Annotated in this window: 8 protein-coding genes; 2 read left to right on the forward strand and 6 right to left on the reverse strand. The window is 63.2% G+C overall.

Features of this window, described 5'->3' with window-relative positions; all coding sequences use genetic code 11:
* Positions 1 to 40: 40 nt before the first annotated feature.
* Positions 41 to 706 carry a DUF1127 domain-containing protein gene (locus ACE3PP_RS16655; protein ID WP_374384323.1) on the forward strand — a complete coding sequence of 222 codons (666 nt, stop codon included), beginning with the start codon at positions 41 to 43 and terminating at the stop codon, positions 704 to 706.
* Between the two features lie 69 nt (positions 707 to 775).
* Here the strand turns inward: ACE3PP_RS16655 and ACE3PP_RS16660 are convergent, their stop codons facing one another.
* Both ACE3PP_RS16660 and ACE3PP_RS16665 read right to left on the reverse strand, forming a co-directional pair.
* Positions 776 to 1,663, reverse strand: coding sequence for a 50S ribosomal protein L11 methyltransferase (locus tag ACE3PP_RS16660; RefSeq protein ID WP_374384324.1), 888 nt, complete (start codon positions 1,661 to 1,663; stop codon positions 776 to 778).
* Between the two features lie 4 nt (positions 1,664 to 1,667).
* On the reverse strand, positions 1,668 to 3,926 hold the full coding sequence (locus tag ACE3PP_RS16665) for an ATP-dependent helicase (protein ID WP_374384325.1): 2,259 nt from the start codon (positions 3,924 to 3,926) through the stop codon (positions 1,668 to 1,670).
* 139 nt (positions 3,927 to 4,065) lie between these two features.
* On the opposite strand from ACE3PP_RS16665, the gene ACE3PP_RS16670 reads away from it, so the two are divergent.
* On the forward strand, positions 4,066 to 5,211 hold the full coding sequence (locus ACE3PP_RS16670) for a succinylglutamate desuccinylase/aspartoacylase family protein (protein ID WP_374384326.1): 1,146 nt from the start codon (positions 4,066 to 4,068) through the stop codon (positions 5,209 to 5,211).
* Positions 5,212 to 5,219: 8 nt separating this feature from the next.
* Here ACE3PP_RS16670 and ACE3PP_RS16675 read toward each other — a convergent pair whose 3' ends face one another.
* The 4 genes from ACE3PP_RS16675 to ACE3PP_RS16690 form a co-directional block, all read right to left on the reverse strand.
* Entirely contained in the window at positions 5,220 to 8,420 is a 3,201-nt protein-coding gene (locus tag ACE3PP_RS16675; protein WP_374384327.1) for a PAS domain S-box protein, read from the reverse strand.
* 130 nt (positions 8,421 to 8,550) lie between these two features.
* Positions 8,551 to 9,396, reverse strand: a complete 846-nt coding sequence (locus ACE3PP_RS16680; RefSeq protein WP_374384328.1) for a 4-(cytidine 5'-diphospho)-2-C-methyl-D-erythritol kinase — start codon at positions 9,394 to 9,396, stop codon at positions 8,551 to 8,553.
* Positions 9,397 to 9,432: 36 nt separating this feature from the next.
* Positions 9,433 to 11,214 (reverse strand): tetratricopeptide repeat protein, encoded by a 1,782-nt coding sequence (locus ACE3PP_RS16685; protein ID WP_374384329.1) that lies wholly within the window; start codon positions 11,212 to 11,214, stop codon positions 9,433 to 9,435.
* A 120-nt stretch (positions 11,215 to 11,334) separates the two neighbouring features.
* Positions 11,335 to 12,987, reverse strand: coding sequence for an electron transfer flavoprotein-ubiquinone oxidoreductase (locus ACE3PP_RS16690; protein ID WP_374384330.1), 1,653 nt, complete (start codon positions 12,985 to 12,987; stop codon positions 11,335 to 11,337).
* Positions 12,988 to 12,999 lie beyond the last annotated feature (12 nt).

The following is a 12,999-nucleotide window of genomic DNA, read 5'->3' on the forward strand; positions in this document are numbered from 1 at the left end:
CGGTGCCATCTGAACTTAAGAGCCGGATTGGAAGGTTACTATGAATCGGATCGTGATCAATCAGAACGTGGCGTCGAACGTGGCCCTCAACGTGCCTGCCGCCACCAAGGAAACCGGCCTCGCTGCCTTTGCGCGTTTTGGCCGGGCCATTGCCGACGCGGGTCGCCGCTTCTATGCGCGTACCCAGTTGGAGAACGAGCTTTACGCCCTCGATGACCGGTCGCTCAACGACATCGGCATCGGCCGCGGCGCCATCCCGGCCCTCGCTCGCGAGGCGCTGCCGACGGGTGAGAACGGCGACCTCTTCGCCGAATTCAGCCGCCTGGTGGTCAACGGCCTGATGCGCCCGCTGATCGACTGGAACCGCCGCCGCAAGGCGCGCGCCACCCTCGAGGCGCTCGATGACCGCTTGCTGGCCGATATCGGCCTCGCCCGCCACGAGATCGAGGCCCATGTGGCCCGTCTCTCCGGCGCCATCAGCGGCCCGCTGCCCGCTTCGGTCCAGGCGATGGAAGAAGACGTCACCGCGCCGCTCAAGGCTTGGTCGGCGGCTCGCGCCACGGCGAAGGAACTGTCGCGTCTCACCGATCGCCAGCTGATGGATATCGGTGTCATCCGCGGCGATATCGACGAACTGGCCGGCAACCTTGCCGAGCGCGGCCTCGCTGCCAACAGCAACGACGTCCACGCCCCGAAGGCGGCCTAAACAACTACTACTGAGTTTCCCCTAAGTAGTGCGCCGAAACGGCGGTCCGGAGAGATCCGGGCCGCCGTTTCACTTTGCGCGGGATTTGCGCTTCAGGACCAGGACCGACCAATCGTTCTGGCGGATGCGGAAATCGAGTTCCAGCCCCACCGCCTGATGCGCCGCCAGCACATCCTTCTCCTGGGTCTTCAAGAGCCCTGAGAGAATGGCGCGGCCGTTCCGCCCAAGATTCTTGGCAAGATCCGGCGCCAGGGAGATGAGCGGATTGGCCAGGATATTGGCGGTAATAAGGTCATAGGGCGCACCGTCGCGGATGGCCTTGGCCCGGTAACCGTCCGAAGCCACGATACGGATCGACTTCTTGAGGCCGTTGATGGCGGCATTCTCACGCGCGACACGGACGGCGTCCTTGTCATTGTCGCCGGCCATGACCGGCACGTGAAAAAGGTGATGCGCCGCGAAGGCCAGGATGCCCGTACCGGTGCCGATATCGAGCGCCTTCTTCACCTTCATCGATTTGGAGAGCTTCAAGAGCGCCTTGACGCAGCCGCTGGTCGTTTCGTGCCGGCCCGTGCCGAAGGCCATGCCGGCATCGATTTCGAGCGGGATGACCTTCTTCGGCGCCTTGCCCCGGTCATGTTCGCCGTGGATGAAGAAGGGGCCCATTTTGATGGGCGCCAATCCCTTGCGGCTTTCGGCGAGCCAATCCTTGTCCGGCACAGGGGCGATCACGGCCTGTAACTTGCCAAAGGGCTTCAACGCGGCCTTGACCGCGGCAGCCGCCGGCTTTTCCTCGCCGATCACCTCGATATGCCAGCCCTTGCCGCCGTCCGTCTCGAAACTGACCAGGGCGGCGCCGAAGGGTTCCAGCGCCTCTTCAAGCGCCAGCCGCCAAGCGGTTTCCGGCTTGAAGTCGAAATCGACCGTCACCGCGTAAAGTTTCACCTTGGCACTCATCCCCTCACCCCGCCTTTTCCGCCGGCATCACGAAGCCGGCCATGACCTTTTTGACACCCGCCTTGTCGAAGGCGATTTCGAGCTTGTCGCCTTCGGCGGTCAAGACCTTGCCGTAGCCGAACTTCTGATGGAAGACCCGCGCGCCCGGCGGATAGGTGCCGGAAGTCGTGGGCAGGATTTCCGCCTCAAGATCGATCGTCTGGGACTTCCGCTGCGCAAAGGAACGGCCGTTGCCGACCCAGCCCGCGGCATTGCCGCCCCAGTTTGACGATGCAAATCCCGCCGAAGCGAAATTCGAGGTACGTGCCGGCGCGAAGCCGGCATGGTCCTGGCGGTCGATATGCTCCTTGGGAAGTTCAGCGAGGAAGCGCGACGGCAGCGAATTCTGCCATTGGTTATGGATGCGGCGCGAACCGGCATGACCGATGATGGCAAGCTTCCGCGCCCGGGTGATGCCGACATAAGCGAGGCGACGCTCTTCCTCGAGCCCCTTGATGCCGTTCTCGTCGAGCGAGCGGGGATGGGGAAAGAGCCCCTCCTCCCAGCCCGGCAGGAAGACGACGTCGAATTCCAGCCCCTTGGCGCCGTGGAGGGTCATGATCGAGACCTGGTCGCGGGGGCCGCTCTCGGCATTCTCCATCACGAGGGAGACGTGATCGAGGAAGCTTTCGAGACTGTCGAAGTCTTCGAGGGCGTGGACGAGTTCCTTCAAATTCTCGAGCCGCCCCGGCGCTTCGATCGATTTGTCCTGCTTCCACATAGCGGTGTAGCCGCTCTCATCGAGGATGATCTGAGCCAGCTCGGCGTGATGCATGGTGGCAGCCATCTGCCGCCAGCGCGCAACATCGTTCATGAAGGTGCCGAGCGCGCGGCGGGCTGCCGGCTTCAATTCATCGGTCGAGACGATCTGGCGCGCCACTTCCGGGATCGAGAGCGATTGCACGCGGGCAATCTCGTTGAGCTGCTTCAAGGTCGTGTCGCCGATGCCCCGGCGCGGTGTGTTGACGATGCGCTCAAAGGCAAGGCCGTCATCGGCCTGATGAATGAGACGGAGATAGGCGAGCGCGTCGCGGATTTCCTGGCGCTCGTAGAAGCGCGGCCCGCCGATGACACGGTAGGGAATGCCCAGCGTGATGAAACGCTCTTCGAACTCGCGGGTCTGGAAGCCGGCACGAACGAGGATCGCGATATCCTTCAACTCCGTGCCGCGGCGCTGCAGGCTTTCGACCTCCTCACCGATCTGGCGCGCTTCCTCGGTACCGTCCCACGAGCCGATGATGCGCACCTTCTCGCCATCGGCCACATCGGTCCACAGCGTCTTGCCCAAGCGGCCTTCGTTATGGGCGATGAGACCGGAGGCCGCCGCGAGGATATGCGGGGTCGAACGGTAATTCTGTTCGAGGCGGATGACCTTGGCGCCGGGGAGGTCCTTCTCGAACTTCAGGATGTTCTCGACCTCGGCACCGCGCCAACCGTAGACGGACTGATCGTCGTCACCGACGCAGCAGATGTTCTTGTGACCCTGGGCCAAGGCACGGAGCCACAGATATTGGGCGACGTTGGTGTCCTGATACTCGTCGACCAGGATATAGCGGAATTGCTGCTGGTACTTCTCGAGCCGGTCGGGCGCCCGCTGGAAAATGGTGAGGTTGTGCAGCAGCAGATCGCCGAAATCGCACGCGTTCAGCGTCAGCAGGCGCTGCTGATAGGCGTGATAGAGATCGAGAATGCGGCCCGAGGCCATCTCGGCCAGTTCGGCACGGCTCACCTTGTCAGGCGTCAGGCCGCGATCCTTCCAACGCTCGATGAGGCCGAGGACGACGCGCGAGGGCCAGCGCTGTGAATCGAGCCCTTCGGCCTCGATCAGCTGTTTGACCAAGCGAAGCTGATCATCGGTCGAAACGATCGTGAAATTGGGCTTCAGTCCCACCAATTCGGCCTGCGCGCGCAAGATGCGGGCGGCCAGCGCATGGAAGGTGCCGAGCCACCAGCCTTCGACCGGTCGGCCGATGAGCAGGCCGATACGCTCCTTCATCTCGTTGGCGGCCTTGTTGGTAAAGGTCACTGCCAGGATCTGCGAGGGCCAAGCTAATCCGGAGTTGAGGATATGCGCGAGCCTTGTCGTGAGGACGCGTGTCTTGCCCGTCCCGGCGCCGGAGAGGACGAGCACCGGCCCGTCAACCGCAAGAACAGCTTCGCGCTGTCGGTCATTGAGGCCGGAAAGATAAGGATTGGCTGCGGATATGTTGGTCGATTCGTTCATGCGTCCTTATAGCATTCCGGACGGCACGAAAGGTCGCGATCTTCGGGCGTTAACAGGTCTCCGTTAACGGCCGGCACGGGGTTGACAGAGCGGGTCCGGATCGGCCCAATGCCCCCGAAAATTGGGAGAATAGTCCATCATGAGCAAGAGCATCGAGCGCATTTCGCTGGGGTCCATGAGCCCGGGCACCGAACGGTTCCTGTTGGTCCACCGTTATGGGGCGAAGGGCGCGCGACCCAAGGCCTATGTGCAGGCCTCGCTGCATTCAGACGAAATCCCGGGCATGCTGGCCGCCCATCATCTCATCCGCCAGCTCGATGCCGCCGACGCCAAGGGAGAGATCAAGGGCGAGATCATCGTCGTGCCCGTCGCCAACCCGGTCGGTCTGGGTCAGATCATCAACGGCGCCCATAGCGGCCGCTATGAGCTGCGCGGCGGCGGCAATTTCAACCGTCAATGGCCCGACCTGTTCGACGGCCTGCTGGACGCCGTCCGTAGCAAGCTGGGTCCGGATGTCGAGGCCAATGTGAAAGCGGTGCGCGCGGCCATCGGCGCCAAGATCAACCAGATGAACCCGGATACCGAACTGGCCCGGCTGAAGGTCGAGCTGGCGCGCCTCGCACACGATGCGGACATGGTGCTGGACCTCCATTGCGACGACGAAGCCCTGATGCATGTCTACATGCAGCCGATGCATTGGAAGGAGTTCTCCGACCTTGCCGCCGAACTCGGCGCGCGCGCCGGCCTGCTCTGCGTGGATTCCAAGGCGCAGAGCTTCGATGAAACCTTCTCGCTACCCTGGAGCAAGCTGCAGGACGCCGTGGGCGACAAGTTCCCCATCCCCAATGCCTGCTTCGGGACGACCGTCGAGTTCCGCGGTCAAGCCGACGTTTTCGACGAAATGGCCGTTGCGGACGCGGCCGGGCTCTATCGATTCCTGCAGCGGCATGGTGCGGTTGCCGGCAATCCGGGGGCGGCACCGGCCCTGCTATGCGACGGCACGGATTTGGAGGCGACCGATATCGTGCGGGCGCCCAAGGCGGGCGTCATCGCCTACAAGGTTGCGCTGGGCGCCGAGGTGAAGCAAGGCGACATTGTCGCCGAACTGGTCGATCCGCTGGCCGAAGATCAGAGCAAGGCGCGCACGGCGATCCGTGCCGTCAATGACGGGCTGGTTCTGTCGCGATGCCTCAGAAAGCTGGTCTCGCCCGGCGACGGCATTTCAATGATCGTCGGCAAGACAAAGCTGGCGCATCGCAAGGGCGGCACGCTGCTCAGCGATTGAGGGCTTGTTCAGGCGTGCACGGAGACCGGCTCGCTCAGCATATCCGCGATGATCTGCGACAGCTCGCTGATGCGATAGGGTTTGGCGAGGAAGAGATCGCCGGCCGGGAGGGCATTGTCCATGCCACCCTCGGTTCCGTTGAAGCCTGAGGTGAACAATACCTTGATATCGGGGCGTTGCCGCCGGGCGGCGACGACCAGCGCGGCACCGTTCATCGGTCCGGGCAGAACGATATCGCTGAAGATGAGAGCGATGTCGCCATGTTGGGCCAGGGCCTGCATCGCCTGGGCACCGTCACTGGCGGTCACGCATTGATAGCCGAGCTGCTGCAGGGCCGCGCTGCAATAGCTCATGATGCCGGGATCGTCCTCGACGATCAGGATCTTCTCGCCCTGCCCGCGCCGGGCAGCGAGCGCATCATGGTCGCCGCCGGCTTCGGTCTCGTCGGGTTCGCCGCTGGCGCAAGGCAGGAACAACCCGACCGTCGTACCGCGCCCCACCTGGCTGTCAATCTCGACATGGCCGCCCGATTGCTTGGCAAAGCCATGCACCATGCTGAGGCCGAGGCCGGAGCCCTTGCCGACCGGCTTGGTGGTGAAAAAGGGTTCGAAGACGTGCTGCAACACCTCGCGCGTCATGCCGGTGCCGTTGTCGGCGACGACGATCATGATCTGCGGCGTCGGCACCGGTTCGGTCGGGTCGATCGCCATCGTCACATTGGCGGTCTCGATGGTAAGGCGCCCACCGGCCGGCATCGCATCGCGGGCATTGACGGCAAGATTGAGGATCGCCGCTTCGAGCTGCACTTGATCGACGCGCGAGAATGGATGATCGGCGCTGGTGCGGATGGTGATCGAATGGGTGGGACCCAGCGAATGTTCGAGCAGCTGGCGCATGCCCTGAATCTGCTCGTTGATGTCGATGAAGCGCGGCGACAGGGTCTGCCGCCGCGAGAAAGCCAGCAGGCGTTGGATCAGAGCCGCACCGCGCTCGGCCGATGAGACGGCGCGCGCCACCAGTTCGGCAGCAGCCGGGCGGTCTTCGACCTGCAGCGCCAGGAGATCGAGATTGCCGATGATGGCACCGAGCAGGTTGTTGAAATCATGCGCCATGCCGCCGGTGAGCTGGCCGACCAGCTCCATCTTCTGCGCCTGCTGCAAGGCCGCTTCGGCCGCGCGTTGTTCGGTGAGGTCGAGCGAAATCGTACCGACCGCCGTAACGACACCGTTGTGAAGGATCGGGAAATGAGTAAAGACGCAGTCGCGGTTGCCCATATTCTCAGGGGTACGCGCCTCGTAGGTGACGGGCTTCAGCGATCGGATGACCTCACCCTTCTTTTCGTCCAGCCGCCGCGCCGGCATCGGACCGAAGATATCGAGAGCCGTATGGCCGATAACGTCCGCTTCCTCACGGCCAAGCTTCTCCAAGAAGCGGCGATTGACCATCGTGTAGCGGCCGTCCGTATCGCTGAGCGACAATGTCACCGGCACATGGTCGAAGATGGCGCGCAGCCGCGTCTCGCTTTCGCGCAACGCCAGCTCCGCTTTCTTCTGCTCGGTGATGTCGACGGCAAAGCCGCCGATCGCGTTTATGCCACCATCGGCATTGCGGATCGGGAATTCGATCTCGAGGCTCCAATGATAGCGGTCGCGGCCCGGAAGCTCGATCTCGGTCTGCTGGGCGCGACCTGACCGTACGACTTCGCGGCTCATCGCCGTGATGGCCCGGCCGCTAGCGTCGGGCATCAATTCCTCGGTGCGGTGACCGCGCAGCTTGTCCTGCGGCGCGTCGTAACTTGTGGCACCTTCGCGGTTGATCATCTGCAGGCGCCCTTCCAGGTCCTTGATGGACATGATGAAGGGCGCATTTTCCATGAAGGCGGAAAGCCGCGCCTCGCTGTCGCGCTGAGCGAGTTCCGCGCGCTTGCGGTTGGTCACGTCCTGCAGCATGCCAAGGACCTGGAGAACCTCCTCGCCCTCGCCCGCCATGCGCTCGACGATTTCGATGACGTAGCGCACCTCGCCCGTGGGGAGCACGATCCGGTATTCGATCGGCTCCGACCCCAGCAGATGCCGCCGGAAATCGTGCATGTAGGTGTGATAGAGGCCGGCCTGATCGTCCGGATGCACGAAGCGACGGATGAATTCGTCATCGGGAATGATCAAGTCAGCCGGCGTCACGCCGAAGATCGCCGCGGCAGCCGGCGAATAGCGCAGGCCCTTGTGCCAAAGAGGACTGTCTTTCTCCTCGTCCACCTTTCGCCAAGTATAGTGCCCGATCTTGGCCAGCGCCTGCGCCCGCGCCAACTGGGATTCGCGTTCGACCAACTCGGTCGTGCGCTGTTCGATGAGATGTTCGAGCTGGTCGTTGAGGCGCCGCAGCCGGTCTTCGTCCCGGCGCTGATCGGTCACGTCCTGCAGCGTTCCGAATTCCCAGGTCACGTCGCCTTCCGAGACCATTCTTTCGCCGGTCTCGCGAATGGTGAGTTGGGCGCCGTCGGAACGGACGATGCGATATTCGACCTCGTAACTGTCGACATCACGCTCATAGGTGGCCAGGACCTGGGCAAGATCATCGGGGTGGATGAGCCGCTTCATGTCGAGAAGATCGTGCGTCCGCACACCCGATGGCAGACCGAGAATGGATGCCGCCTGTGGAGAATATTCAATGCTGCCGGTCGCCCAGTCGCCCGTGGTGTGAAGCAGGCGCCAATGACCGAGCCGCGCGATGCGTTCGGCATGACGGTGACGCGCATCGCTTTCGTCGAGATCGGCCAGCGCCTGGTGTCGCTCGGTAACGTCATTGAGCGTCAGCAAGGCACCGGGCAGGCCGCCATCGTCGAAGAAACGCGCGCTGAAATCGAACCAGCGATCCAGACGGGACACACAGCGCATATCCTTGACAATGAAATTCGCCTGCCGCCCCTGCAGCAGATTGCGCAACGATGCTGCGATCTCCACGGCGCCGACCGTCCGGCAATGCGCGAGGCAATCTTGATCCGTCCTGAGGTCGCCCAAGCCGCCACCGGCCGCGGCAAGTTCCCGCCAGACGCGATTGGCCGACCTGACGATGCCGTGTTGGTCGATCGTCGCCACAGCAAGCGGCAAGGTTTCCAGGGCGCGGCGCGCTTCCTGCAACGGACAAGGCGCGGCTGCAGCAGCTGTCAACTGCTCTTCCACCGCCGTCATGCGTGCCTGAGATTGATCCATTCCGTCCGCGATCCAATCCGGCTTCAACTCTAAGCCAATTTAGCGCACTTGCATTGCGAATTTCACAAGACGGACAAAAGTCTGCGCCAAGCGGCCGCAGGTCGGCAGACTGGCCCATTCGCTCATTTTTTCAATGAGATAGAGCCGCGGCGGCAAACCACCAATGAGGGTGCTGGCTGACAAGAAGCTGTCGTGCCGCTTCGGCCTCGGCCGCCGTTTGGTAAAGACCGAAACAGGTGGCACCGCTGCCCGACAGCCGGGAGAGGAGGCAATTGGGTGTGGCGGCGATCGCCGCCAGTACATTGGCGACGACCGGCGCCACGACAATTGCCGGCTCGGTCAGGTCGTTGCGGCGGGCATCGAGATAGGTCGCCAGGGCTTCGGCGTTTGGCGGCACGCTTTGCCAGCGGGCCGGCGCGCTGAAATCGCCCCGGCGCGCCTTGAAGACCGCCGGCGTCGGCGTTTCGACCAGGGGATTGACCAGCAGGATATGGGTTTCCGGAAGCCGCCCGGCGGAGGCGATCTCTTCGCCGATCCCGCCCACGAAGCTCGCACGTCCGGCAAGGCAGACGGGCACATCGGCGCCGAGCTTTTCAGCCAGCCTCATCAAGGCCGCTTCGTCCGGCTTCACCCGCCAAAGCTCGATGAGTGCGCGCAAGGTCGCCGCCGCATCGGCCGAGCCGCCGCCGATACCGGAGGCAAGCGGCAAATTCTTGGTGAGGTGGATCGCAGCTCCCCGTTTGGTGTCGGTAAGCTCGCGCAGCGCAAGTGCTGCACGCATCACCAGATTGCCGGCATCCTTGGTGAGACCGGCACCGAACGGGCCGTCGATGGCGAGCGACAGGTCGCCCGCCTCGGCCACCTTGATCTCGTCGCCCGTCTCGGCAAAGACGATGAGGGAGTCGAGAAGGTGATAGCCGTCGTCGCGCTTGCCGACGACATGGAGATAGAGATTGATCTTGGCGCGGGCCAGCATGGGATGACGCTTGCGAGTGGAGGAACCGGCGAACGATCAGCCGCCCGAGGGCGCCGTCGCTTCCGGCTTTGCCGCATCAAGGCCGCTCTTCAGCTTTTCCTCGATAAGGCCGACCTGATCGGCTTCCGGCTTGAACGACAGCGAGCGGTGCCATTGAAAGCGCGCTTCGTTCTTGCGCCCGACGCGCCAATAGGCATCGCCCAGATGATCGTTGAGGACCGGGTCGGTCGGCTGCAGTTCGACTGCGCGCTCAAGATAGGTGACGGCCTTCTCGAAATCGCCGAGTTGGAAATAGGCCCAGCCCAAGCTGTCGACAATGAAGCCCTCTTCGGGGCGCTGCTCGACCGCCGAATTCAGCATCTTCAGCGCCTGGTCGAGATTCTCGCGGCGCTCGACCCAGGTATAGGCGAGATAGTTGAGGACATAAGGTTGGTCGGGTGAGAGCTCCAACGCCTTCTTGAAATCCGGCTCGGCCTTGTCCCATTGCTTGTTGCGCTCATGCGCGACGCCGCGCGCGTAGAAAAGCGACCAATCGTCGGGCTTAGCGTCCTTGATGCCGCCAATGACCTGATCATAGGCACCGACCGCCTCGGCAAAGCGCTTCTCGCGGCGATAAAGATCGCCAAGTTCGACGATCGCCTCGCGCCGCTGCGGGCGGGATTGCACCAGATCCTTCAAAGTCGCGATGGCGCCGTCGACATCTTCGAGCTTCTGCTGGCAATCAGCGACGGAAATCTCGGCCGACCAGCGGTAGATCGATTCCTTCGGGATCGAGCGATACATGGCGACCGCGTCTTCGTAGCGCTCGGCCTGCTGCATCATATTGCCGAGCAGAAGACGCGCGATATCGAGTTTGGGATCGAGCTCCAGGGCGAGGCGCGCAAAGAGCTTTGCCTGATCCTCGGCATTCTCCGACTGCAGGATGGAGCCGAGATCGAACATCGCCTCGGCAAGACCCTCGGCCGGGGTGGCGACGATCGGCCCCTGCTGCGCCGGTCGCGACAGGCGATCGGCAAGTGGGTCGGCGATGGCGCCGGCAACGCCGGAATTGCTGCTGCGGAAGGCATCAAGGAAGGCCGCGGCCTCCTTCGCCTTGCCGGCGCGGTGCAGGAATTCGACATAGAGCTCGACGAAGCGGGCACTGCCGGCACCGGCATCGGCCGCGCCCTTCATGCGCTCGAGAGCCGCCGGTGACCGGCCGAGTTGGTCTTCCATCAGCGCGGTGTGCTGCGTCACCACGGCACCGAGGCCGTTGAATTCAGAGAGCGGCTTCAAGGCATCGGTCGCCGGCTCCAACTGGCCCGTGCGGCCAAGTTCGACCCAGGCGCCAAGGAAGGGCTTGGTGACGCGGCCGATGCCGTCGTCGCTCAAACTGTCGATCGCCGCCTTGGCGGCCTTGTAATCCCCGGCCTCAACGCGGTCGACGAGTTCGACCAAGGCGATGAAGGGCGTCTTCGCACCTTGCGCCTTGATTTCGGCGGCAAGCTTCACGGCGTCCTTGAACTGGCCCGCATTGATCATGGCAGCAAGCGTGCGCGTCGCCAGGACCTGGTCGCCGGGGGCCGCTTCCCGCGCGATACCGAGGAGCTTCGCCGCCATCGCATCATCGCCCTGGGCAAAGGCAAAACGACCGGCGAGCAGCGCGCCCGAAAGCGACCATTGCGGTTCGACCGGCGTGGTGACAGCGGTATTGGTCGAGGAATCCGCCCGCGCGGTCCCGTCCCCGTCTTCCTTACCGGCGCAGGCGATCATCGCCGGTAACAGCGCCAGAGCGAGGAGAGCCGGTTTGAGACGCGGCGCGGCGGGTCGGATTTTCATGAGCGGAACGGCCTTAAGGTGTTGAAACGCTTTTCCAACAGCCTTCTTAGCAGGAAGTGCCCAAAGCAGAAAGGGGCCGCCATCACAGTTGGATAGCGGCCCCATTTCGATGGGTCTGGCTTACATATTCGGATAGTTCGGGCCCCCGCCGCCTTCCGGCGTCACCCAGTTGATGTTCTGGGTCGGGTCCTTGATGTCGCAGGTCTTGCAGTGGACGCAGTTCTGCGCGTTGATCTGCAGGCGCGGGTTGGAGCCATCCGTTTCGCGCACGATTTCATAGACGCCGGCCGGGCAATAGCGCTGTTCCGGTGCGTCATAGAGCGGCAGATTGACCTCGATCGGCACCTTCGGGTCCTTCAAGGTCAGATGGCAGGGCTGATCTTCCTCATGATTGGTCGAGGAGAGGAAGACCGACGACAGGCGATCGAAGGACAGCTTGTTGTCCGGCTTCGGATAGTCGATCGGCTTGAACGCGTCCTTCTTCTTGATCTTGGCATTGTCCGGCGTCTTATTGCGGAGCGTCCAGGGCGCCTTGCCGCCGAAGAGCTTCTGGTCCATGCCGGCCATCAACGTGCCGACGATAAGCCCCTTGTTCATCCAGGGCTTGAAGTTGCGGGCCTTGTAGAGCTCGTCATAGAGCCAGGAATTCTCGAAAGCCTCCGGATAGGCGGCCAATTCGTCATGCGAGCGCTCGGCGGCAAGAGCCGCGAAGGCAGCTTCCGCCGCCAGCATGCCGGTCTTGATCGCGGCGTGGCTGCCTTTGATGCGCGGCACGTTGAGGAAGCCGGCATTGTCGCCGATAAGCGCACCACCGGGGAAGGTGAGCTTGGGCAAGGCCTGAAGACCGCCCGTGACGATGGCGCGGGCCCCGTAGGCGACCCGGCGGCCACCTTCCAGAAACTGCGCGATCTCCGGATGATGCTTGTAACGCTGGAATTCCTCGAACGGATAGAGATAGGGGTTCTGATAGCCGAGGCCGATGACGAAGCCGACCATCACCTGGTTGTTGTCGCCGTGATAGAGGAACGAACCGCCATAGGTGCTGGTGTCCATCGGCCAGCCGGCCGTGTGCATGGCAAGACCCGGAACGTGCTTCTTGGGGTCGATGTCCCAGAGTTCCTTGATACCGATCGAATAGCTTTGCGCATCGCGGCCGTCATCAAGCTTGAAATGCTGGATGAGGCGCTTACCGAGCGAACCGCGGCAGCCTTCGGCAAAGAGCGTGTACTTGCCGGTCAAGGCCATGCCGGGGGTGAACTCGGCCTTTTCGCTGCCATCCTTGGCCCGGCCCATGTCGCCGGTAATGATGCCGAGGACCTTCTGCTTGGTGTCGTCGAACAGGATGTCGGCGGCAGCGAAGCCCGGGAAGATCTCGACGCCGAGAGCTTCGGCCTGGGTCGCCAGCCAGCGGCAGACATTGCCGAGGCTGATGATGTAGTTGCCTTCGTTGTGGAGCGAAGCCGGCAACATGGCATTGGGGAAGCGGATCGAGTTCTGGTCGTTGGTGAGGAAGAGGAAGCGATCCTCGGTCACCGGGCAGGTGAGCGGCGCCCCCTGGTCTTTCCAATCCGGGATCAGCTCGGTCAGGGCCTTGGGGTCCATGATCGCCCCGGAAAGGATATGGGCGCCGATTTCCGAGCCCTTCTCGATGACGACGACCGAGACTTCCTTGCCGGCTTCCGCGGCCAGTTGCTTGATCTTGATGGCGGCGCTCAAGCCAGCGGGACCACCGCCGACGATCACCACATCATATTCCATCACTTCCCGGTCCATGGGCCCCTCCCC

Origin of the sequence: Dongia sp. (genome assembly GCF_041910485.1) — a bacterium.
Lineage (GTDB): Bacteria > Pseudomonadota > Alphaproteobacteria > Dongiales > Dongiaceae > Dongia.